Here is a 21,436-nt window from a genome sequence, read left to right as displayed (position 1 = left end):
GCCCATATTTATGCGGCTGGAGATGTAATTGGATTTCCCGCTTTGGCGTCAACGTCTGGAAATCAAGGACGATTGGTTGCTTGCCATGCCTTTCAGATAAAAGATACCTGTTCAAATCTGTACGATTTAATTCCGTACGGCATTTACTCTATTCCAGAGATTTCTTATGTCGGAAAAAATGAGGATGAGTTAACCGCAGAAGGTATCCCATACGAGACTGGACTCGCTCGTTATCGTGAGATAGCAAGGGGGCATATTCTTGGGGATGAGAATGGAATGTTAAAGTTGCTCATTCATCGCGAAACCCGAAAAATTCTTGGAGTGCATATTATCGGAGAGTACGCCGCAGAGCTTATTCATATCGGTCAAGCAGTTATGGCGCTGGATGGAGATCTCAATTATCTTCGCGACACCGTTTTTAATTACCCTACCCTGGCTGAATGTTATAAAGTAGCCGCTTATGATGGCTATAATAAGATTCGTCTGAGCAGTGCTTCATAAGCTCTGATGATAATTTCTGAAAGTGGTGGGATGAATACCAGCGATCACAATGGATCGATATTCTATGAGCTTTTCTCGATATTCATACGAGGGTTGAGCCACGAGATAAGAACTCCCTTATCTGTCATCTCGAATCAGCTTTATCTCGCCCAGCAATTAGAGGAAGAAGCAGGGATTGGATTAAAAAAAGTTCAGCAAATTGACGAATTACTCACGCATTTCGATGCGTTTCTGAAACAGGGGATGCCCGAAGAGGTTTTGGTCGGTACGCTCGTTCACGCTCTGTGTGAGACTGAAGGAGGCCTTTCTCGGATTACCGTTCATGAGCATGAGCGCTGCGTCTGGAGTGTGGTTCGGAAGCAGTTTGAAATCGCCTTGCAATTGATTCTTGAAGTGCTTATTGGCACCCCTTCCCAGCAGCAGATTGAGTTGCATATCGAGAAACGAGGGCTCTGCATAGTGGGAAGCCAAGAGTTCACTCAAGAGCTTTTTCGAAATGAAGAGGAGGAAGATAAAATATTTCTCTTCAGTAAAAGGCTAGTTCCCCAAATTCCTCATCATGCAGCATTGCTTCCTTTAATTGATGCGGCATTTCTTTCTCAGCGAATCGTTCCATCATTGCATGCGAATCGAGAACTGTGGCTTCATCAGGAGTAAACTATGACCTCGCTTCTTCTTGTCGATGATGACCGTGATGCGGTAACGAGCCTTGGAAAGGCCCTTGCATCTTCATTAAGAAATCCGGAAATTTTTGTTGCCTCAACCGCAGATGCTGCTCTTGAAGCGTGCGAAAAAGAAAAGCCCGAGGTTGCAGTTATAGACCTTTGCTTAGAGCCTTCGCGGGGTGTTGAGAGCGGTTTTGAGCTTTTACAGCGGCTTCAGGCAATCGATCGGAACCTAAGGATTATCGTTCTTACTGGTCATGGAGATACGACGTTTGGTATCAGAGCCATGAAGCTTGGTGCCGTAAATTTTCTAGTAAAGCCAGCTGATATTCCCCATCTTTCCGCGCTCATTCATGAAGGAGCGCGACAGTATCAGCTTATGTCAGAGCTCGATGTGCTCTCTCAAGGAGATGTGAATCGGCAGATGCACACAGAGCTTGTTGGCTCCTCGCAAGCTATCATTGACCTCAGGCAGCAGTTGCACTTAGCAGGTTCGACCACCCAGCCTATTTTACTCGAGGGAGAAACGGGCGTCGGCAAAAGTTTATGCGCACGATTGATTCATAGAATCAGTCAGCGAGCTAAGAATGACTTCATTCGCTATCAACCAGGATTAAGTCGGTCTGATGTTTTAGCGAGTGAGCTTTTTGGACATGAGCGCGGAGCATTTACTGGAGCAGATGCAGCCCGAGACGGATTAATTCGGAGTGCTCATGGGGGGACTTTCTTTCTTGATGAGATAGAAGGACTACCCGTTGAGACACAAACGGCATTACTGGGGGTATTACAAGATAAGCGATATCGAAAGCTTGGAGCAGACAAGGAAGCTTCGGTTGATATTCGATTTATTTCTGCGACGAATGGTGATGTTGATATGCTTGTTCGTGATGGGGTATTGCGGAAAGATTTTTTCCATCGAATCGCTTACGAGCGTATTCAAATCCCGCCACTTCGTGACCGAAGGGAGGATATCCCGATGCTGGTAAAAGCCTATCTTCAGAAGTTGCAGGAGAACGAGGAAGTGGGATTTCATCATGTCCTTGAAGAAGCGATTGATGAGCTTCAGATGTATTCTTGGCCAGGAAATATCAGAGAACTTGAGGCTGCTATTCAGAGTGCGGCAGCCAGAGCCGCTTTTGCTGGTCGCAGTGAAATCCTGCCGCAAGATTTTACGCTGCTTCAAAAAGCGGAATCTAGGCCGCATTCTGCCGGTGTTTTAGGCTCTTCATCCAAGGAGCAAGAGAGACGTTCATTACAAGAGCAAGTGGCTCTTTTTAAGCGTGAACGAGTGGAGGGAGCGTTGAAAGAGAGCGATGGCAACCAGATGCAGGCAGCCAGACTGCTTGGCATTGACAGGACGACTTTGCGCAGAATCCTTCAAGGCTAATGAGAGATATTCTTTTTCCTCCATTTTTTGTACACTAAGCAGGGGCTTGGAATAGGTTTTTCCGAGGTCTATTGAAATAACGTGAATAATGGAGGGAGAAATGTCTGAGCCGTTGGTAGGCATTATTATGGGGAGCGACTCTGATTGGCCAACCATGGCGAAAGCCAGTGAGGTGCTTGATACATTCTCTATCCCTTATGAAGCGAGGGTAGTCTCTGCTCACCGTACTCCAGATCTGTTACGCGAGTATGCGGTAAGTGCTGAAGAGAGAGGTCTTCAGATTTTGATTGCAGGAGCCGGCGGAGCAGCGCATCTTCCTGGGATGACAGCGGCGCAAACGAATCTTCCAGTGCTTGGTGTTCCAGTGCAATCCCGAGCGTTGAGCGGTCTCGATTCTCTTCTTTCAATCGTGCAGATGCCAGGTGGGGTGCCGGTTGGTACGCTCTCAATCGGAGAATCAGGAGCGCGTAATGCTGGATTGCTGGCGGTTCGGATTCTCAGTAATCATGATGCAAATCTTCGGAAGCAGCTCGCGGAATTTCATGCGAAAGAAGATGCTCGTGTCAGGGCAATCACTCTTCAGGACGTCAAATGATACTTCCTGGTGCAACGGTAGGAATTGTCGGCAGTGGGCAGCTTGGCCGTATGGCAGCGTTCGCTGCGAAGCGAATGGGCTATCGAGTCTGCGTCTATTCGCCAACCCCTGATTCACCAACGGGACAGGTCGTTGATCGAGAATTTGTGGGAGAATATGACGACAAGGACCGATTATCAGATTTTCGAGCCGAATGCGATGTCATTACCTACGAGTTCGAAAATATTCCAGTGGATACGTTCTATTTTTTAGAAGAAGCAGTTCCTGTTTTTCCACCACCGAAGGCGATATTTTTGACGCAAAATCGTTTGCGAGAGCGTGCCTTGTTATCTGACTTAGGTGTTCCCATCGCGCCCTACGCCGAACTTTCGTCGATGGAGGACCTGACAAAAATAGCAGAGAGAAATAGTTCGAGTACGTTTGAGTTTCCAGCTATTCTCAAGACCGCCGATTTCGGATATGACGGAAAAGGACAAGCCTCGATTGCGCGAGTAGAGGAACTCCATTCAGCTTGGCATAGTCTTTCTCAACAGCCATGTCTATTAGAAGAGAAGATTTCGTTCGTCTCAGAATTTTCAGTAGTGGTTGCTCGTGGAGGCAATGGCGAGATTTGTACCTATGGGCCGATTGAGAATCAACACGTAAATCATATTTTAGATCTCTCGTTTTTTCCCTCTGCGGTTCCTGATTCATCTGCAGAGGAGGCAGTGCAATACTCACGTTCCATAGCAGATGAGCTGGGAGTAGTCGGGGTAATTACGATTGAGTTTTTCCTGTTGCATGACGGAAAAGTGCTTGTAAACGAGATTGCACCTCGCCCCCATAATTCTGGACATCTCACTATTGAAGGTTTTCAGACGAGCCAGTTTGAACAACAAATCCGAGCAATTTGCGGAATGCCGCTCGGTGCTGTTGAGCCTCTCGGCTCGGTTGCAATGGTAAACCTCCTCGGTGACCTCTGGGAGGAATGCCCCTATCTTGATATCTCTTCTATTGCAAAAGATTCCTCCGCCCATCTTCATTTATATGGCAAGCCTGAACCGAGAGAGGGAAGAAAGATGGGGCACGTTACTGTGCTGGGAGCGGATCTCTCGTCCGTGTGTAAGAAAGCGAGAACCCTAAGAAAAGAGCTAAAGGGAGCTTCATCGCGATCGATATAGTTCTCAATAGTAGTCCAGACAGCGACTCTTAAGTACTTGCCTCTATCATCCAGAACATAAATATAAATCCAAGTGTTCGAGAAAGCAGTGCGAACATGCCAATTCCTCGATGAACCCGTCGAACTTTGTGATGGGTTCTATTTCTATAGAGGTATACTCCAAGTGCAACCATTGGAATATAGAGCGTAACCGCAATCGAAGATGAGATGATGTGAATTTTTTGCGGCACAGTTAAAGAAAATTCAACAGCCGTTTGTACTGCGGATCGGGTGGCTTGCAGGAATACAACTACTCCTAAATCGAGAACAATAGCAGTGAGCACAAGTGGAATATGCTTTTTTACGCTTCGCCTATTGAGAAAGCCCGCGATAAGACAGACCCAGGCCGTTGTCGCAATCCACATGCATATTGTCATAAAGTGCTCTCTTCTTCGATGTGAAGGTCTTTACTCAAGCCATACCTTAATATTTTTTGACTCTTCCGAGAGCGAAAAAAGCTCTTGTTTCCGATAGCCGCTCTTCATCACGCTTTGCGCGAGCTCTTCTAGTTTAATACCCCGAGCCTCTATTTTTTCCAAGAGGTCTTTATCCATAAGCAAGTTCAGTTGTGTAACGAGGTGCGGCTTGAATGAGAGCTGAACCTTTGGCAGGTCATTTTCAAGTACTGCAATTTTAAGGTGTGATGCCTGTGATGAGTGAGTATTTGCTGCAGGAGTTGTTTGTTGCGGTATGCAAGATGTATTTTTAGTGGATGGTAGTAACACCTCTTTTCTTGGTGCTTGAGCGCATACCTGTTGTAGCTCAGCGTTCCAGTTCACTGGGACTGATAGAAATTGAAGCTGTTGGATGAGGCCAGATAGCGCACGAATAAAAAAGATGAGTGAAGCAGGACCTGCTATCCGAAAGTTCCAACGATCATCACCTAGAATCTTGTCTATTCGTTTTGATATTTGCCATTCAGAAATAAGGAATGGACGCTTAGAGAGAAACGGTTCAAGCAGAATTTCAGTAATCAGTGGCAACTTTTTTTCAATCGGCTCAAGTAGGGCTTGATCAAATCCAAGGCGTCCATAGAGTTCAAGAAGATTCTGGGAGGGGCTTTCCCCCCAGACTAAAAATGCTTGTAGCGCGGATGATTCATCCTGCGATAATCGCTTCGTACAACCGAAATCGAGAAGTCCAATTTTAATTCCGTCATTGCTCCGTTCGAATCGGTAGTTGCCAGAGTGGGGATCGGCATGCACCTCCCGCCAAATCAGCCATTCCTTGAAGAAGAAACGAGTAAGCGTTCTTGCGATAAAAAGCCTCTCTGAAAAGTCCCATGTGCGAGTTGACTCAATGGGTAGACCCTCAATCCAGCTCATCGTCAGGACTTTTTGTGTAGAAAGTTCTGGAAATGGAATGGGAGATACCAGTGATGGTTCGCTTTTATGGTATTGTTGGAACCGCTCGAGCGCAGCAAGCTCTTGGAGATAGTCTAATTCTTGAAAAAGAGATTCTGACAAAGTCTTACGATACTCTTCGAAATGAAATCCTCGCTGTTTTCCAGTAAGGGGCAAGCTAAGAAGCCCTAATGCTTTGAGATCGTATTGAAGCGCTCGCTCAATTTTTGGATATTGAACTTTTATCGCTACGTCGTTGCCGTTTACGGTTTTCGCTCTGTGAACCTGTCCAAGTGATGCCGATACTCCATCTGGAGTGATTTCGGAGAAGTAGGTGTTCCAGTTGGCTCCAAGTTCTCGTTCGATGATTTCATTTATCTCCTGAGAGGAGAGCTGAGCACTGCCCTCTGTCAGCTTCAGAAAATGAGAGCTTTCAGAATTCAGTTCATTGAGGCTAAGAATCTGTCCTATTTTCTGTGGAAGTCCTCTGAGTGAGGCCATTTTTTCAATCAGAACTTTTAGAGCATCCTGATTGGGATCAGCTCCTTGAGATCTTTTTGCACTGATTCCAAGTTTTCCGAGTTCTATTGTGCGATTGATATCATCAAAGAAAGTCATGGGGGTGTTCGCTCTGGCTTCTCGTTGTTTTTGCTTGTGGACTCTTCTGTATGATGCAGTGCGGGGGAAAGAGAATCCTTGTAAAACGTCTTTTCCGGAGAATTACAGTCTCAACTCGAAATTTTGGGCAAGAGAGCGGGATAGTTGAGGAAAGTGCTCAAGATTTAAGAGGTTCTCGGAGAAAAAAGTCGGATAATTTTCTAAAGCTCCCTCTTGAAATCACCGACCCTCTCACTACTCAGAGAACTATTGAGATTGGGCGCGCGGGTGCTTTCTCAGTATTCAACGGGTAGCGCGGAACTAAGGGAAAGAAACTGCTGTAATTATTTTGGAGACAATTCCCCTGCCACGTCCAGAGGCAGGGGGATTATATTTGCCTATGTCTAATGAGCAAGACGAGATCATACAAGAGTTCCTCATCGAGGCATTTGAAAGTTTAGATCAACTCGATCAAGACTTCGTAGCTCTTGAAAGTAATCCAACTGATACAGATATTCTCAATAAAATTTTTCGAGCCATTCATACTATCAAAGGGACATGTGGATTTTTAGGCTTACAGACGCTTGAAGCAGTGGCGCATATTGGCGAGAGCCTTCTCGATGAACTCCGCAGTGGAAGAATTTCAGTAACACCAGATATTGCTACAGCCCTTCTAGAAATGGTTGATGCAATTCGGGCTATCTTAACAAAGATTGAAACAACTGGAGCAGAGGGTCAGGATTCTTTCGGTCCACTGAGGGGCCGACTACAGGCACTAAAAGACGGAGAGGCTCTATCTGATGAGTTGGGGGGCGAGGCATGCACCAACTCTCAAGTTGAGCACGATCCAAAAGAAGGGCAGAGAGAAGAATGCTCTATCGAAACGTCCGTTGACGAATTGAGCGAGAACGTCGATGAGAGTTCGAGCGCACCAGCGAATGGAGAGAGAGGGTCTTCGGAGCAGCCTAGCGAAGATACAGCGAACCACGATCTCATAGCAGAGATTCTTGCCTCTCCTGATTTTCAACAAGAAGAACCCGTCGCTGAGCAGGAAATGATGGGAGCGGTCATGGAAGCATCCTCATCAGCGGAGGAAATACCGCCTTCTGCTGAGCTGCCTCAAGAAGAGGTATCCAGCTCTGCGAGCGCAGACGCTGCGGAAGATAAGGAGTCTGCACCTCAAGCTGCTAGAGCCAGTGTTACTGAGTCTTCGCTTCGTGTGGATGTGGGGCTCTTAGATAAAGTCATGAACTTAGTCGGTGAACTTGTTCTTGCAAGAAATCAGATTCTTCAATTTACCAAGAACGAAACTGATACCGCTTTACTCGGAACCTGCCAGCGACTCAATCTTATTACCTCCGAACTTCAGGAGGGGGTGATGAAAACTCGCATGCAGCCAATTGCGAATGTTTGGAATAAGTTTCCTCGAGTAGTAAGAGACGTAGCACGATCATGTGGCAAAGATATTCGTGTAGAAATGGAGGGAAAAGACACAGAGCTTGATAAGACCATTCTGGAGGCAATCAAAGATCCTCTAACGCATATCGTGCGAAATTCAGCTGACCATGGAATTGAATCTCCAGAGATGAGAGAGAAGGCTGGAAAGAATAGACAAGGACTCCTGCAGCTGCGTGCCTTTCATGAAGGTGGGCATGTCATAATTGAGATCGCGGATGATGGAGCTGGTCTCAATATTGAGCGAATACGGACAAAAGCAGTTGAAAAGGGGATTTATTCTCATGAAAAGGCTTCTCGACTCAGTGAAGCTGAAGTTCAGCGTCTAATTTTTCATCCCGGATTTTCTACGGCAGAAAAGGTCACCAATGTTTCTGGCAGAGGTGTCGGAATGGATGTTGTCCGTTCAAATATCGAAAAGATCGGTGGCAGTGTTGAGATACAGAGCCAGGAAGGAGCAGGAACAACGCTGAAGATTAAGATTCCACTGACGCTCGCTATTGTTCCTGCTCTGATTATCTCGTGCCAAGAGCAGCGCTTTGCCATTCCTCAAGTGAGTTTGATTGAGTTATTGAGGGTGGAACATGGTAGTGGAAATTCCGGCCTTGAAGAGATCCGAGGAGCGCTATTCTATCGACTAAGAGGAAATCTTTTACCGCTTGTCGATTTACGAAGAGAGCTCGGAATGAAGCAAGAGGATATTCAAGAGGAAGAGCGTCGTACAGCCCTGAATATTGTAGTGGTCAGAGCGGAGAATAAGGATTTTGGCCTGATTGTTGAGAGTGTGCACGACACAGAGGAGATTGTCGTGAAACCGCTTGGGCGTCAGGTAAAGAATATTCCTGTCTTTGCTGGAGCCACAATAATGGGCGACGGAAAGGTTGCACTGATTCTCGATATATTAGGATTAGGACGTGAGGCTGGTATTGTGCATGAGGGTCGCGAAACACAAGACGGCTTTGATGAGCAAGAAGATGGGGAAGAAACAAGCGAAAAGCAATCACTCTTACTCGTTCGAAGCGGCACCACGAGCCAGCTTGGAATACCAATTGGTCGAGTTGATCGACTGGAAGAGTTTTCAAGAGAGGTTGTAGAGTATGCCAGCGGACACGAAGTCGTTCAGTATCGCGATGGCATTCTTCCACTCTTAAATCTCCCACGATTTTTTGGGAATGAGCATTTCTCAACAAACACCTATTCTGTCGTTGTTTGTACCGTAGATGGACAGCAAGTGGGACTCATCGTGGAATCGATTCTTGATATTTTAGAAGACTCACTCGACCTACACGATGCTCACGCCCGAAGAGGTATTTCTGGGTCAGCAGTAGTGCAAGGAAAAGTAACTGACATTCTCGATGTGGCCACGATACTACAATCAGAATTTGAAGGGTCGCTTGAAAGCAGTATATCGCGTGGTATGGAGGCGTAAGATGGCTATCAAAAATCAAGAATTGCCTACGGAAACAACGCAATTAGCGACATTTTTCGTTGGTGATCTCTTTTTCGGTATTAACGTCATGCAGGTGCAAGAGATTATTCGCTATCAGGAGATGACACCTGTTCCACTCTCTTCTTCAATAGTAGAAGGTCTAATCAATCTCCGAGGTCAAATCATTACGGCAATTGATCTCAGAAAGCGCCTACGACTATCACAAGGCAATGGAGAGCAGAAGCCGATGAATGTGGTAGTCGGTGTAAACGAGGAAGTCGTGAGCTTGCTCGTTGATCAAATTGGAGATGTCGTAGAAGTCTCCCAGAGTCAATACGAGGAGGCTCCTGACACTCTCGATCCAATTTCACGTTCAGTAGTTAGTGGTGTGTTCAAGCTTGATGGCAGCTTGCTCTTATTGCTTGATGTGGAAGCAGCAGTAAAAGAAGAAATGTTTGATTCTCATCTTGATAAATCCCATGCGCATTTTCAGGAGGCGCTGGGAGGATTAGCAAGTGAGGCGCTCAGATAAGAAAAACAATTTTTGGATTTGTATCGGGATAATGCGGTTTTGCCTGATTATTTAAAGGAGAAGACGATGGCAACGGAGAACGGACAATCAGTGAATGGAAGAGGATCAGATGCGCAAATGAGCCTTCCTAAGGCAGATATGGGCATGTATGCAATGCTGGAGGGAGCTCCCGCGGCTTTGATGTCTCTTGATCGCTCACTTACTATCACATTTATGAATGATGCATGTCGGGAATTGTTTGAGCAATGCTCCGAACACCTGCCCGTCAGTGTTGATGATTTAGTGGGTTCTAATGTGGCTGAGCTTTATGGTGAAGTGCCAGTCAATACTGAGTTAAAAAATGCCAAAAAACTTCCTTTTGATAAGACATTTTCATTTGGTGAGCGCACATTCAAAGCGACAGCGAATCCTTTGTATGTTCGAGATAGTGGATTTGGCGGAACTGTTTGGTCATGGGTTGACTGCACAGATGCGAGTGCTCATGAGTCAGAACTCGCACAGATGAAAGGCATTATTGAGAATGCGCCAGTAAATATCATGATTGCGGATATGGATCTTCATATTCAATATATGAACCCAGCGTCTCATAAGACTCTTCGTTCTATTGAACAGTATCTCCCTATTTCAGCAGACCAAGCTATTGGACAGAACATAGATATTTTTCACAAAAATCCAGCGCATCAACGTGAATTGCTTAGCAATCCGAGTAATTTGCCGTATGAGGCACATATTCAAATTGGACCTGAGACAGCAAATCTATTGGTAAGCCCGCTTTATAACTCACAAGGTGAGTATGTTGGACCAATGGTTACTTGGGAAGTAATCACTGATAAAATTCGTCTTCAAGAAGAGAATGAGGCTCGACAAGAGGCTGAGCGAGTTGCCGCATCTGAGCTTCGAGACAAAGTTGATCAGATTCTTTTAGTGGTAAGTGCTGCAGCCCAGGGAGACCTGACGAAGGAAATCGAGCTGAAGGGTGACGACGCCATAGGACAAATGGCGAATGCTTTACGTGGATTCCTCGGAGATTTACGAGTCAGTATCGGTCAGATTGCTGAGAACTCGACAAACCTCGCTGCTTCTTCTGAGGAGCTTAATGCTATCAGCGAGCAGATGTCTCAAAATGCTGATGAAACGGCACAGCAATCCCAGGTGGTTTCTTCCGCCTCTCAAGAGGTCTCAAAGAATGTTCAAACTGTTGCCACTGGGACAGAAGAAATGACAGCGAGCATTCGTGAGATTGCAACGAATGCGAACGAAGCTGCTCGTGTCGCGACTGAAGCCGTAGGTCTAGCGCAAAATACAAATGAAGTAGTTGGAAAGCTTGGAGTGAGCAGCACTGAGATTGGGGCTGTGATCAAGGTGATTACTTCGATTGCAGAACAGACCAACTTACTTGCACTCAACGCAACTATTGAGGCTGCTCGTGCTGGTGAAGCAGGTAAAGGGTTTGCTGTGGTTGCTAATGAGGTTAAAGAGCTAGCAAAGGAAACAGCAAAAGCGACCGAAGAAATCAGCCAAAAGATTGGAGCTATTCAAGCTGATACGGAAAGTGCCGTTGGCGCCATCGGAAACATCAGCACTATCATTGATCGAATTAATGATATTTCGAACACAATTGCCAGCGCTGTAGAGGAGCAAACGGCAACAACGAATGAAATGAGCCGAAACGTGGTTGAAGCATCGCGAAGTAGTAATGAGATTACTGACAATATCTCAAACGTCGCTCAAGCAGCTCAGAGCACAAAAGAGGGAGTTGTTAGTACGAGTGAAGCAGCTGGAGAACTATCGCGAATGGCGGCAGGTCTGCAAGAGCTTGTAGGACGATTTCAGTACTAAGGCACACACAAAGGCATAACGCTCCTTCCTCCACCCTGCGCATAGGGTATTGAAAGAGAGGAAGGAGCAAACTGAGGGGAAAGATGATGAAAGCACTAGTGGTTGATGACTCAAGCGCAACGCGGTTCATTATAGCGAGAATGCTTCGTGAGATTGGTTGTAGTGTTCTTGAAGCGGAGAATGGACAGCAAGCACTTGAAGTATTGGGCGAAAACGCTGATATGACTTTTGCTCTAGTAGACTGGAACATGCCGGTAATGAATGGATTTGATCTCGTTCAGGCTATTAGAAAGCAGGAGAGCTATGAGGCGTTGAAGTTGATGATGGTAACGACAGAAACTGAGATGACTCAAGTAGTAAAAGCTATGGAAGCAGGTGCCAATGAATATCTCATGAAGCCATTCACGAAAGAGATGTTGGTAGACAAGATCGCGTTACTCGGTATCGGCGTGTCTCTAGATGCAGAGTAATTATAGGTAGGGGTACGTGGCGAAGGTTAGAGCAATTCTGATAGATGACGAGGTTCATTTTCGAAAAGAGATATCAAATCTCTTCGAGGAGAATGAGCATATTGATGTCATATCAACCGCTCAGAGTGGAAAAATTGGGATACAGAAAATAGCGATAGAGCATCCTGATGTTGTATTGCTCGATCTTGATATGCCTGAAATGAGTGGACTTCAAACCATTCAGTCAATACGTGAAGTCGATGCACATATTCCAATCATTATTTTTTCTGAACGGTGCGCAAGAAATACAGGGCAGCTGCTAGATGCGATAGCAGCAGGAGCAGCTGATCATGTAATGAAGCCGATGCGGAATCAGTGGAATAGTGAGCGAGAGGCTTTTAGAGAGCAGCTCGCATTAAAGATCACATCACTCTGTTTAAGCCTTGAGGAGCACGTATCAGCGAAGCAATACAAGATTAGCCAGAACGAAAAAGTGGTGCCCCTGAGATCGGTAAAGAAGGAAGAGAAGTCGGCGGGAATTGATATTGTCGCTATAGGGGTTTCGACGGGTGGACCAAATGCTTTAGCACAAATTATTCCTCATCTTCCGGCGAATCTTGGTGTGCCGATTGTCTGTGTTCAGCATATGCCAGCTGGATTTACCAAAATCTTGGCAGAGCGACTCAATACGAGTAGTCAAATCAGGGTCGTTGAAGGCGCAGAGGGAATGCCCCTTGAGCCGAATACTATGTATATCGCTCCTGGAGAATATCACATGCAGGTAGTGCGTTCAGGAGCCAGATATGTCTTGAACGTAAATCAAGATCCCCCTGAGAATTCATGTCGTCCAGCAGTTGATCCTCTGTTTCGCTCCGTAGCAGAACACTTTGGAAAGAGTGCTCTTGGTTTAGTTCTCACGGGTATGGGGAGTGATGGCTTGCTTGGATGTAAAGCATTAAAGCAGAAGCATGGAACAATTCTTGTACAGGACAAGGATACGAGTGTTGTTTGGGGAATGCCTGGCTATGTTTTTCAGCATGGATTAGCCGAGGATGCATTGCCACTTCAAGAGATCGCAGCAGAATTAATTCGTAGAGTACAAAAGGCAGCTTCCCGAAATATGGCAGAACATCGGGATGTGGAGGGCAAGAAATGAGCTTATTAGAAAACGACTTTCTATTTGTTAGCGAGATGGTTCGCCGAGAAGCTGCAATTGTTCTCGAGAAGGGAAAAGAATACCTGGTAGAATCACGACTCGCGCCACTTGTGCAGAAAGGCGGATATGCTGATATCGCCGATATGGTGCAAAAGCTACGCGATAACGGTGAAGTGGTGCTGAAGGGGAAAATCATTGATGCGCTGACGACAAATGAGACTTCTTTTTTTCGTGATATGAAGCCATTTGAGATGCTTCAAAAAGAGGTATTTCCTCAATTGATAGAAGAACGAAAAAGAACGAGAACTCTCAACATCTGGTGCGCTGCAGCATCAACTGGCCAGGAAATTTACTCCATTTGCATGGTGCTTCGTGAGCACTTTCCTGAACTGGAGGGATGGGATGTGAAAATCACTGGTACCGATATTTGTCAGGAGGTTCTCGATAAAGCCGAGCGGGGAATCTATAGCCAAATAGAAGTAAACCGCGGACTGCCAGCTTCAATGCTTATTAAGTATTTCACAAAAAATGAAGAGCAGTGGAAGGTGAAAGACGATCTTAAATCTATGGTCTCGTTCAAGAAGATGAATCTTGTACAGCCATGGGGAAATCTTGGAAAGCCAGATATTGTCTTTATGCGTAATGTGCTTATTTACTTCGATATTGAGGTAAAAAAAGAAATCTTAGGAAACGTAAAAAAAATAATGCAGCCAGATGGATTTTTATTTCTTGGTGCGGCAGAGACCACGCTCAATATTGATGATGATTTCATAAGGAGACCTTTCGAGCGAGGTGGATGTTATACTCTTAGAACAGGGTAGGGAAGATGAGCAGGGCGCAAGAACGAGAGCGAATTCAAAGCGAGCTGAGAAAGATTCTCGCAAAGATATGGGAAATGCTCCTCGGCTTTGAGCTTGCTGAGACCGCAGAACTCTGGTCAGGCCTAGAGGGCCCATTGATCGGAATCTCTATACAGGGAGCGTGGGAAGGAAAGCTGGTTGTTCACTTCAGTGATGAGCTTGCACTCAAGATCGCTCGTGAGATGTTCGACTTAGAGGAGGAAGCTCCGACTGAGGAGCAAATATTTGATGCTCTAAAGGAGATAGTGAACATTGTGGGAGGCAACTTAAAAGCATTTTTGCCCGAGCCGTGCACTCTTTCTCTACCAGAAGTCGTTTCATCTCGTGCTAGCAAGAATGACGATGGAAACGATCTCTCTCTCTCATTCTTAAGCGATGATACATTTATTTCGATTCATCTGAATCAGTATCAGCAGCTTCTTTCAGAAGAACCGACCCCTGATGAGCTTCTCGAGTCTTTAAAAGATATTTCTCTGTTCTAGTTTTTAAGGCACCACTAACATTTGTCGTAGAAAGTCAGACAATGAATGAACTCCAAATGGGACTATATGTTCTGTCGCGTTCGGTTGCGCAGAAAGAGCAAGAGGAATCTCCCCACGATGTACTTTCATGAATACTCGATGTTTTTGTAGTGAACGAGCCGCCAGTAGTTGCCACTGATAGTCACTTTCGAGCCAAGAGGTTTCCCCAGCAAGAAAGATAATAAAGTCAGCTCTTCGAAGTCTATCAGATGTCCGTAGCAACCATTTTTTTGAGAAGGGTTCATCGGTGAGAGTGTCAGGAAGGACCTCTACCTCGGCTCGGTATTTTTTCAGTTCGGCAAGGAGAGAGATTTTCGCATGTTCATCCCGAGATGATGAACAGATATACAGACTCAGATTGTGTTTCATGAAACTTTGCTCCAAACGGTCTGTCCTCTTTTCAGGAGAAATGCACCGATTGCTTCAGAGGAGATTATATATCTAGTGAATACAGATAGATGCGCTTATTTTAGAAATTTCGGAATCTCTCTATCTCTTCTCCCCAGAGATGGCATCTAAACAAAGAGGGGTAAAATGCCATGAAAAGAAGCCCAATTGTTCGACACCAGTTAGTGCTCAGTCCTCTGCAGGGAGAGCGAGCGATCGATAGCGGCTGTCAACACTCTTCTTCTGGCGAGTTTCAGCTCCCCGATGCTCACTGTTCGTCTCAGAGAGGGCAGGGAGTTCTTCAGCTTAGTGCTACTGTTCGAGAGCATTACATAGAAATAGAGGTTCCTTCATTGCTCACTGAGATAGCAGCAGAAAATGCTCTACAAGGAATTTACGATGTAAAAGAAATTCTCGGATTAAATCTCAATTGGCGAGTTATCCTTTATGGAGCAGTCTCGTTTCGATTCCTAGGAGCGCTGAGTAATTGTCGAGAAGCCCTTGAAAAAGCAGGACATACCCTTACTCTTATTCTTACTGAGAGAGTAAAAGAAATGAGTGATGCTTGTTTTTCTACTCTTGTAGAGAACTTTTACGTCGAATATCAAAAGTAGATAAAAGATTATTAGTCCTGTGTTGGCTCAAGTAGAGCTCTGAGTTGTATTGCGGCCTGGGTAGTAAGAAGAGCTGCCTTCTTTTTTGCCCTTCTCGCTCTTTTTCTCTTTTTTCTTGCCTCAGAACTCTTCCCCGCTTTCTTAAGCTGACGAGCTCTCTTTCTCAGTGTTTTTGAGCGGTTCAGTTTTTTACGCGCTTTGTTGAGGCGTGCTTGTTCCACCTTAAGCTCAGGGAGTAAGGTTTGAAGAAACTGAAGTTGTTCAAGAGGATTCAGGCTCGAAAAACTAAGATTATATCCATTCTGAAGGAGTGCTTCGAATTCTTGCTCTACTTTCTCGATCAAGGCGTCAAGAAGAGGTTGAAGAGCCATGAGTATTCCACTTTCAAAGCCTTCTCCAAGCCCAAGCCCTTCAAGATAGCTTACTCCTTGGCTGTATGCCTGGTTAAACAACTCTTGCACTTCGCCAGGTGTTTGTGGTCCGCCTCCAGGACATCCAGACGGCATCGAAGGTTGCCAATCATTGACAACACCTCCATTCCCAAAGTTCTGAGAATTGTAGCAGGTAAGTGCGTTGTAAATTTTTACTTCAGTATCAGAGCCAACGATAAAGAATCGGAACCCATTCCCTCCGAAAGCAGTTCCTACCCGTTTCCCGAATCCAGCAGTCGTCCCTGATAGGGTAACTGCTGCATTGAGATCTTCATCATACTCTGAGAATATCATCGCATATCCACCGCCCGGTGCGCCTGCTATAATTTCAGGGTGAGCATCTCCGTCTAAATCACCTGCAGCAGCTACATCGAAGCCAAATTTATGGCCGGGCTCTTCACGCCAAAAGAGAGTATCTCCTTCGAGCATTCCTGAAGACTCCCTATGAACGGAGACGAAAACGGCGCCTCCCTGGGTGGGTGGAATGCTTGCTGCTGATACGGTTGTACAAGAGTTTTCTGGTAGAATTGAACTAGGATGCCCATTTCCGGGGGCTCCAGCAACCACTACAAAACCAGGCACAAGATTTCCCGATTCGTCAATCGTCTCTGTCGGTCCAGCAGTTGCCACGGAGAACCCTATTTGTTGATCAGCGATTGGAGCGGTAACAGTAGATTCTCCAGCATGACTTATGTTATTTGCTTCTAATTTTAGGAGCCGAATCATGCCAACATCTTCAAGGTCTTCGATATGATCTGGTTTCACTCCCATCTTTATTCCTACCGCAACGAAACCTGAGTCGTGATCAATTGCTGCATCAGTAAAGTATGAAAATGTAAAATCATCCTCAGACATGCAGTGACGATTTCCAAAAAAGATTGAGCCAGTGCAGGGATGAAATTCTTTCAGTTCATCAATGAGTTCAGGTACTGCAGGTAAGGTCCATTTTTGTTGTGGAGACTCATAGAGTGTATCATTTACTACTCGTATGCCTCCTGCTAGCATACCGCCGTTGGTAAAGTTACAGCTTGATACGTCTCCCATGAAGCCTACGCAGTCAGGAAAGTTTTGCTGTACCAAGTTGTCCATAGCTTCTCGACTATTGATTAGGGTTCCTATTCCGTTGCTGGAAACATAGAACCTTCCCAGCATACCTTCCTCATTACAATTTCCCGCCAATGCACACTCATACCGATCAAACCAATTCTCCCATGAAAAATCTGGCATATAGACATCTTCACAGACGTTTCCTGAAGTAAAAATGGGCTGGCAGACGTTTTGAGGGGCGATGTTGTTACTTCGCGTATCAATCAAGCTTGAAAGTGGTGAAAAATCATTCAGAGAAAAACGATCCACCTTTTTAAGCGAAGGAGGAGCTTCAAAGTTACTTCCTGAGATCGGTGCACGGGTATAATAAGCAACGGAGACAGAGGAATTGTCTGTGGAGATATGAGTATCGACTCCACTTACCGGAAGTTGTTGTTCCCCTATCATCACGGGATTGCCATTACTATTTATCCGATAGAGCCGTAAAGTTCCGTTGGTTTCAGTGATAAGAGAGCGCCCGCGTAAGCTGAATCCTCCAGTTGCATCGGTGTATAAATTATCAACTCCGTGCGGAATCGTTGCAATGGGTTCACATCCGCTATTTTGAGCCTGGAGTGTTTGACCAATCAAAAAAGAAGAGACAAAGAGAGAAAAAAAACGGAGATATTTCATGTGCTTTTTCGTACATCTATATCCCCCTCCCCAAGAGTTATTATCAATCTCTTAGGAGTAAAGCTCAGCTGACTTAAGGCGTGTGCTCTCTCCTGAAGAACGGCTTCAAGGGTGTTATGGAGAAAATTACAAATTGCTCTCATAAATTTGTGCTCTGTTGAGGGGTGAAACGAGTTGCTGATTGAGATAAAGACGCCTGATTTGAAAAAACAATCGATAAAACAGCATGTTACATGCGCCATTCTCCAAATCTTCGTTGAGCAAAAAGAGACGTTGAGAGGTTAAAGAGAAGTGGGTTGTCGCATGTCGCTGCTCATTCCACCAGTTGTGGACCATGTAGATTCTGATAAGAGAAACCAGAAGTGTCGCCGCCTAAAGATTTCTCCTCAAGAAAGCATTTGGGATAGGGAATTCTCAGAAATTTGAGGCTTCACCATTTTTCGGAATTTGCTAGAACAGCTGGTACTGTCGCGAGAGAATCTGAACGAAGTCGCAGTGCTCTCGTTGAGCAAAAAATGAAAGGAAAAACAATGAGTCTAACAATCGGAACATTGGAAAAAGCGAAGGGAATTGGCGTTTGTATTTTGCCAGCAAAAGAGGCCACAGCTCGAACGAAGAAGAGCTCAAGTAAGAAACGAATCTTGAATGCGCTAGAACAAAGAGGGGGTCTCTCTATAGAAGATGAGCTAAGACGCCGAGGGGTATCATCAGAAAAGGGGAGTGTGCATATTCTCTCAATTACAGGAGAGTCTCCGCTGCTTGGAATCATTGTCGGATTCTGGAGTGATTCCTCGCAGCCTGGGGCGAGTGAGGATCGACTTCATCCTGAATCGAGTGATGAGCAAAGTCGATGGGGATTCGTCAGAAGACTTGCCATAGCCGCTAGCAAGCAGGCAAAAGAATGGAAGGCAGGAGATATTGCTGTGCATGCCTCGGTATTTCAGAACGATGCTGTCAAAGAGTCCCAAGTATTTTACGAAACGCTCCTTCTTTCGCAGTATGCATTTGACCGTTATCAGGATCTCCCGAAGAAGCGTCGAAAAGGAGTTTCTGCGCCTCGTGTGTTGTTTGAAAAGATCAAGGGACTGACCCTTAAACACCTTTCGCAGGTTGAAGGAAAAGTGAGTGGGGTGAACTTCGCACGAGATTTGGTAAATACGCCTGCTGGAGATCTCGGTCCATATGATCTCGCAAGACAAGCTCAATCGCTCCGTTCAGGGGGGAGCTTGCAGGTAAAAACTCTCAAGGTGTCTGAACTTGAAAAGAAAAAAATGAATGGAATTTTATCGGTAGGAAGAGCGAGTAAAAAGCCGCCTGCTTTCATTACCCTTCGATATCAACCCACCAGCCAAAAGAGAAAAAAGTTTCCAGTGATCGGTCTTGTTGGAAAGGGGGTGACTTTTGATTCTGGTGGTCTTTCGATAAAAACTGGCACCGGCATGGAAACCATGAAGTGCGATATGGCTGGAGCTGCAGCTGTGCTTGGAGTTTTTCACGCATTGAGGTCGTTAAGGCTTCCCATTGAGGTCCGCGGATATGTGCCTACTGCTGAAAATATGATCCATGGTAATGCGCTACGGCCTGGTGACGTGATTCAAATGATGAGCGGAAAAACAGTCGAGGTGCTGAATACGGATGCGGAGGGGCGACTTTTGCTTGCCGACGCACTTCATTATGCAAGCAAGGATGGTTGCGATATCATCATTGACCTTGCGACGCTTACTGGCGCTTGTGTTGTAGCGCTTGGCGAAGAGTGTGCTGGCTTATATGCGAATAATTCAGAGCTCAAGGGAAGATTACTCTGCGCAAGTGGTGCTGCGGGTGAACGTTTGTGGCATATGCCTCTATTGCAAAACTACAAAAAGTTACTTCAGAGTCCGATAGCAGATATTAAAAACATCGGCTCCAGAGGGGGTGGTTCGATTACAGCAGCATTGTTTCTTGAACATTTTATTGGTGATGTTCTATGGGCACATCTTGATATTGCAGGACCAGCTTTTACAACCTCAGGCGATGAAGCGGGAATAAAGGGAGGAACTGGTTTTGGCGTTCGAACAATTCTTGCTTATATTGAGCAGCTGGTGAGCGAATAGAGCCCCTCGTCCTCTGGATAGCCGTTATCAACTTGACTGTTTATCTGAATGCGGATGGCAGATGAGAAACGGCAAGCGGGAAAAACCTGTAAGTATCTGGATTAAAGCAGTATTACGTGCTCTCTCCCTGCTGATTTAGGCTGTAGGCCAAAATTTATCACCATAAAACGTTGTTTCGGAGGGTGAGAGTTTGTAACGTCATGATGCGGCGTGTTTCATGCAATTTAGAGGTGTTTGCGGTTGGGGATAGGCATAACAGGGACCGTTTAAAACAATATTGGGGGAAGGGGGAGTGATATTTTTTCAACATAAAACGGACGTGTCTCGGCAGAGCGTGGATCGGCTCGATCAGGATTTGAAACGCGAACTCAGCCCCGGAGATCGCCTGAGGACGCTGGTGGACTACCTGACGCGTGGTCCAATCGAGTTTTACAAGCCAGCATTTAAAAATACAGAGCAATACGCTGGGCAGATACGGGAGATCGTTCGCGCCATCCAAGTGAAAGATGAAACTTTGCTAAAAACAAAGATTCGTAACCTCGGTAATAACGGGAGCGTTGACAACTTACAGGAGTCGGTGGCTACGTATCGTGGAATGGGTCAGGTCCCAGCACGCGATCTGATGGATATTGTATACAGGGAGACAAAAAAAATTCTGGCAGACCTCCCTCAAGAGTTGACCAACGGAGAGTGGCGGGATATTGCGAAAGACCTCGCTTACTACCCCGACTTGAGTGACTCAGATGTGAGCTCACCAACAAACAGAGCGAAACAACTCGAGCAATTAGATCTCAATATGCACTGTCTGCCGCCCGCACCCTCTTCTACTCAGCCTTCTTCAGGACGATTGACGATGGCAGGTCGGTCCCATAGAAGGCGTCCAGGTGACTCTGGAGGGAGAGGCATACGGAAATTTAAGCGAGATTAAGTCCTAAATTGAATTTGCTCGCGTGTATGCCACGGTGCGGATACGATCACTTCAAGACCTCAAAAGAACGGAAAGGGGTAAGTATGTTCTGTGCTTGGGGATGTCGATGGTCTTCCAGCGTTGTTCTATTCCTTCTCCACGTGCTTCTCACGTTGTCACCGTTACATGCAATTCCCACCACTTTTTCAGTAAGAGTTGTTGGTGTAATCGATGGAGATACGATTACGGTTTTGCTTGATGGAAAGGAAGAAAAGGTGCGTCTTTATGGAATAGACTGTCCTGAGGATGGGCAGGCATTTGGAAGGCGAGCCAAACAGTTTACCAGCGATAAAACATTTGGAAGAGATGTAGTTATCAAGCCTCGGGATAAAGACCCGTATGGTCGTATCGTTGCAGAAGTCTTTCTTTCAGATAACACTCTCTTGAATGAAGCGTTGATAAGCGCTGGGCTTGCTTGGTGGTATCAGAGATATGCTCCGAGAGGAGAAAATCTTCGAGACTTAGAGAGGCAGGCAAGGAAGGAAAAAATAGCTATTTGGTCACAACCAGATCCCGTTCCACCATGGGAGTATCGACAGAATCAGGTTGAGGCGCGCTCAAATAAAAAATTGAAAAGGCGAAGTATTGGTGGGGGAAGATAGGGGGTGCTGTTGATGTGCCTAGAGTTGAAGGCTCCCGATCTTTATGCGTCGTATGGCTGTCACAATACGGGTGAAATAGTCAAGAAAAAACCATCT

The 21,436-nt window shown here is 45.7% G+C and carries 22 protein-coding genes; 17 read left to right on the top strand and 5 right to left on the bottom strand.

The window, feature by feature from the left end; translation table 11 throughout:
• The 5 genes from EBR25_04925 to EBR25_04905 all read left to right on the top strand — a co-directional run.
• A partial coding sequence (locus EBR25_04925) for a Si-specific NAD(P)(+) transhydrogenase (GenBank protein NBW40336.1) occupies nucleotides 1-501 on the top strand: 501 nt, incomplete at its 5' end.
• A gap of 6 nt (nucleotides 502-507) precedes the next feature.
• Nucleotides 508-1,158 (top strand): hypothetical protein, encoded by a 651-nt coding sequence (locus EBR25_04920; protein NBW40335.1) that lies wholly within the window; start codon nucleotides 508-510, stop codon nucleotides 1,156-1,158.
• A 3-nt stretch (nucleotides 1,159-1,161) separates the two neighbouring features.
• Nucleotides 1,162-2,553: a sigma-54-dependent Fis family transcriptional regulator gene (locus EBR25_04915; protein NBW40334.1), complete on the top strand. Its 1,392-nt coding sequence runs from the start codon at nucleotides 1,162-1,164 to the stop codon at nucleotides 2,551-2,553.
• Nucleotides 2,554-2,653: 100 nt separating this feature from the next.
• Complete coding sequence (gene purE / locus EBR25_04910; GenBank protein NBW40333.1) at nucleotides 2,654-3,148, top strand: 5-(carboxyamino)imidazole ribonucleotide mutase; 495 nt, start codon at nucleotides 2,654-2,656, stop codon at nucleotides 3,146-3,148.
• Nucleotides 3,145-4,308 (top strand): 5-(carboxyamino)imidazole ribonucleotide synthase, encoded by a 1,164-nt coding sequence (locus EBR25_04905; protein ID NBW40332.1) that lies wholly within the window; start codon nucleotides 3,145-3,147, stop codon nucleotides 4,306-4,308. Before purE ends, EBR25_04905 begins: the two co-directional genes overlap by 4 nt.
• 28 nt (nucleotides 4,309-4,336) lie before the next feature.
• Here EBR25_04905 and EBR25_04900 read toward each other — a convergent pair whose 3' ends face one another.
• Both EBR25_04900 and EBR25_04895 read right to left on the bottom strand, forming a co-directional pair.
• Nucleotides 4,337-4,711 (bottom strand): hypothetical protein, encoded by a 375-nt coding sequence (locus EBR25_04900; GenBank protein NBW40331.1) that lies wholly within the window; start codon nucleotides 4,709-4,711, stop codon nucleotides 4,337-4,339.
• A gap of 42 nt (nucleotides 4,712-4,753) precedes the next feature.
• Nucleotides 4,754-6,307 carry a hypothetical protein gene (locus EBR25_04895; protein NBW40330.1) on the bottom strand — a complete coding sequence of 518 codons (1,554 nt, stop codon included), beginning with the start codon at nucleotides 6,305-6,307 and terminating at the stop codon, nucleotides 4,754-4,756.
• Nucleotides 6,308-6,357: 50 nt separating this feature from the next.
• Here EBR25_04895 and EBR25_04890 point away from each other — a divergent pair, with 50 nt between their 5' ends.
• From EBR25_04890 to EBR25_04855, 8 genes are all read left to right on the top strand, one after another.
• A complete protein-coding gene (locus EBR25_04890; GenBank protein ID NBW40329.1) occupies nucleotides 6,358-6,600 on the top strand; it encodes a hypothetical protein in 243 nt (80 codons plus the stop codon).
• A gap of 86 nt (nucleotides 6,601-6,686) precedes the next feature.
• Nucleotides 6,687-9,170: a histidine kinase gene (locus EBR25_04885; protein NBW40328.1), complete on the top strand. Its 2,484-nt coding sequence runs from the start codon at nucleotides 6,687-6,689 to the stop codon at nucleotides 9,168-9,170.
• Between the two features lies 1 nt (nucleotide 9,171).
• A complete protein-coding gene (locus EBR25_04880) occupies nucleotides 9,172-9,702 on the top strand; it encodes a chemotaxis protein CheW (GenBank protein ID NBW40327.1) in 531 nt (176 codons plus the stop codon).
• A 66-nt stretch (nucleotides 9,703-9,768) separates the two neighbouring features.
• On the top strand, nucleotides 9,769-11,541 hold the full coding sequence (locus EBR25_04875) for a PAS domain-containing protein (protein NBW40326.1): 1,773 nt from the start codon (nucleotides 9,769-9,771) through the stop codon (nucleotides 11,539-11,541).
• Between the two features lie 86 nt (nucleotides 11,542-11,627).
• A complete protein-coding gene (locus EBR25_04870) occupies nucleotides 11,628-12,011 on the top strand; it encodes a response regulator (protein NBW40325.1) in 384 nt (127 codons plus the stop codon).
• Nucleotides 12,012-12,027: 16 nt separating this feature from the next.
• Nucleotides 12,028-13,146, top strand: coding sequence for a chemotaxis-specific protein-glutamate methyltransferase CheB (cheB, locus tag EBR25_04865; GenBank protein ID NBW40324.1), 1,119 nt, complete (start codon nucleotides 12,028-12,030; stop codon nucleotides 13,144-13,146).
• Nucleotides 13,143-13,967: a protein-glutamate O-methyltransferase CheR gene (locus EBR25_04860; protein NBW40323.1), complete on the top strand. Its 825-nt coding sequence runs from the start codon at nucleotides 13,143-13,145 to the stop codon at nucleotides 13,965-13,967. The genes cheB and EBR25_04860 overlap by 4 nt, the downstream gene beginning before the upstream one ends.
• Before the next feature lie 5 nt (nucleotides 13,968-13,972).
• The gene (locus tag EBR25_04855) at nucleotides 13,973-14,488 is read left to right on the top strand and encodes a chemotaxis protein CheX (protein ID NBW40322.1); all 516 of its coding nucleotides are present in this window, start codon (nucleotides 13,973-13,975) and stop codon (nucleotides 14,486-14,488) included.
• A gap of 3 nt (nucleotides 14,489-14,491) precedes the next feature.
• Here EBR25_04855 and EBR25_04850 read toward each other — a convergent pair whose 3' ends face one another.
• Nucleotides 14,492-14,896, bottom strand: a complete 405-nt coding sequence (locus tag EBR25_04850; GenBank protein ID NBW40321.1) for a hypothetical protein — start codon at nucleotides 14,894-14,896, stop codon at nucleotides 14,492-14,494.
• A 170-nt stretch (nucleotides 14,897-15,066) separates the two neighbouring features.
• On the opposite strand from EBR25_04850, the gene EBR25_04845 reads away from it, so the two are divergent.
• Nucleotides 15,067-15,528 carry a hypothetical protein gene (locus EBR25_04845; protein NBW40320.1) on the top strand — a complete coding sequence of 154 codons (462 nt, stop codon included), beginning with the start codon at nucleotides 15,067-15,069 and terminating at the stop codon, nucleotides 15,526-15,528.
• Between the two features lie 11 nt (nucleotides 15,529-15,539).
• On the opposite strand, the gene EBR25_04840 is transcribed toward EBR25_04845, so the two are convergent.
• On the bottom strand, nucleotides 15,540-17,678 hold the full coding sequence (locus EBR25_04840) for a hypothetical protein (protein NBW40319.1): 2,139 nt from the start codon (nucleotides 17,676-17,678) through the stop codon (nucleotides 15,540-15,542).
• On the bottom strand, nucleotides 17,675-17,920 hold the full coding sequence (locus EBR25_04835) for a hypothetical protein (GenBank protein ID NBW40318.1): 246 nt from the start codon (nucleotides 17,918-17,920) through the stop codon (nucleotides 17,675-17,677). The genes EBR25_04840 and EBR25_04835 overlap by 4 nt, the downstream gene beginning before the upstream one ends.
• A gap of 180 nt (nucleotides 17,921-18,100) precedes the next feature.
• Between EBR25_04835 and EBR25_04830 the strand changes: the two genes are divergently transcribed.
• From EBR25_04830 to EBR25_04820, 3 genes are all read left to right on the top strand, one after another.
• Nucleotides 18,101-19,771, top strand: coding sequence for a leucyl aminopeptidase (locus EBR25_04830; protein NBW40317.1), 1,671 nt, complete (start codon nucleotides 18,101-18,103; stop codon nucleotides 19,769-19,771).
• A 292-nt stretch (nucleotides 19,772-20,063) separates the two neighbouring features.
• Entirely contained in the window at nucleotides 20,064-20,699 is a 636-nt protein-coding gene (locus EBR25_04825; protein ID NBW40316.1) for a hypothetical protein, read from the top strand.
• 26 nt (nucleotides 20,700-20,725) lie between these two features.
• Nucleotides 20,726-21,340, top strand: coding sequence for a nuclease (locus EBR25_04820; protein NBW40315.1), 615 nt, complete (start codon nucleotides 20,726-20,728; stop codon nucleotides 21,338-21,340).
• The last annotated feature ends 96 nt before the right edge of the window (nucleotides 21,341-21,436 follow it).

This window comes from bacterium (assembly GCA_009926305.1).
Taxonomy (GTDB): Bacteria; Bdellovibrionota_C; UBA2361; order UBA2361; family RFPC01; genus RFPC01.
Note: the sequence above shows the minus strand (reverse complement) of the source record. Positions and strands in the feature narration are given on the sequence as shown.

Coding starts and splice junctions, on each gene's coding strand:
- EBR25_04920 (NBW40335.1), top strand. CDS start 508: ATGATAATTTCTGAAAGTGGTGGGATGAATACCAGCGATCACAATGGA.
- EBR25_04915 (NBW40334.1), top strand. CDS start 1,162: ATGACCTCGCTTCTTCTTGTCGATGATGACCGTGATGCGGTAACGAGC.
- purE (NBW40333.1), top strand. CDS start 2,654: ATGTCTGAGCCGTTGGTAGGCATTATTATGGGGAGCGACTCTGATTGG.
- EBR25_04905 (NBW40332.1), top strand. CDS start 3,145: ATGATACTTCCTGGTGCAACGGTAGGAATTGTCGGCAGTGGGCAGCTT.
- EBR25_04900 (NBW40331.1), bottom strand. CDS start 4,711: ATGTGGATTGCGACAACGGCCTGGGTCTGTCTTATCGCGGGCTTTCTC.
- EBR25_04895 (NBW40330.1), bottom strand. CDS start 6,307: ATGACTTTCTTTGATGATATCAATCGCACAATAGAACTCGGAAAACTT.
- EBR25_04890 (NBW40329.1), top strand. CDS start 6,358: ATGATGCAGTGCGGGGGAAAGAGAATCCTTGTAAAACGTCTTTTCCGG.
- EBR25_04885 (NBW40328.1), top strand. CDS start 6,687: ATGTCTAATGAGCAAGACGAGATCATACAAGAGTTCCTCATCGAGGCA.
- EBR25_04880 (NBW40327.1), top strand. CDS start 9,172: ATGGCTATCAAAAATCAAGAATTGCCTACGGAAACAACGCAATTAGCG.
- EBR25_04875 (NBW40326.1), top strand. CDS start 9,769: ATGGCAACGGAGAACGGACAATCAGTGAATGGAAGAGGATCAGATGCG.
- EBR25_04870 (NBW40325.1), top strand. CDS start 11,628: ATGAAAGCACTAGTGGTTGATGACTCAAGCGCAACGCGGTTCATTATA.
- EBR25_04860 (NBW40323.1), top strand. CDS start 13,143: ATGAGCTTATTAGAAAACGACTTTCTATTTGTTAGCGAGATGGTTCGC.
- EBR25_04855 (NBW40322.1), top strand. CDS start 13,973: ATGAGCAGGGCGCAAGAACGAGAGCGAATTCAAAGCGAGCTGAGAAAG.
- EBR25_04850 (NBW40321.1), bottom strand. CDS start 14,896: ATGAAACACAATCTGAGTCTGTATATCTGTTCATCATCTCGGGATGAA.
- EBR25_04845 (NBW40320.1), top strand. CDS start 15,067: ATGAAAAGAAGCCCAATTGTTCGACACCAGTTAGTGCTCAGTCCTCTG.
- EBR25_04840 (NBW40319.1), bottom strand. CDS start 17,678: ATGAAATATCTCCGTTTTTTTTCTCTCTTTGTCTCTTCTTTTTTGATT.
- EBR25_04835 (NBW40318.1), bottom strand. CDS start 17,920: ATGGCGCATGTAACATGCTGTTTTATCGATTGTTTTTTCAAATCAGGC.
- EBR25_04820 (NBW40315.1), top strand. CDS start 20,726: ATGCCACGGTGCGGATACGATCACTTCAAGACCTCAAAAGAACGGAAA.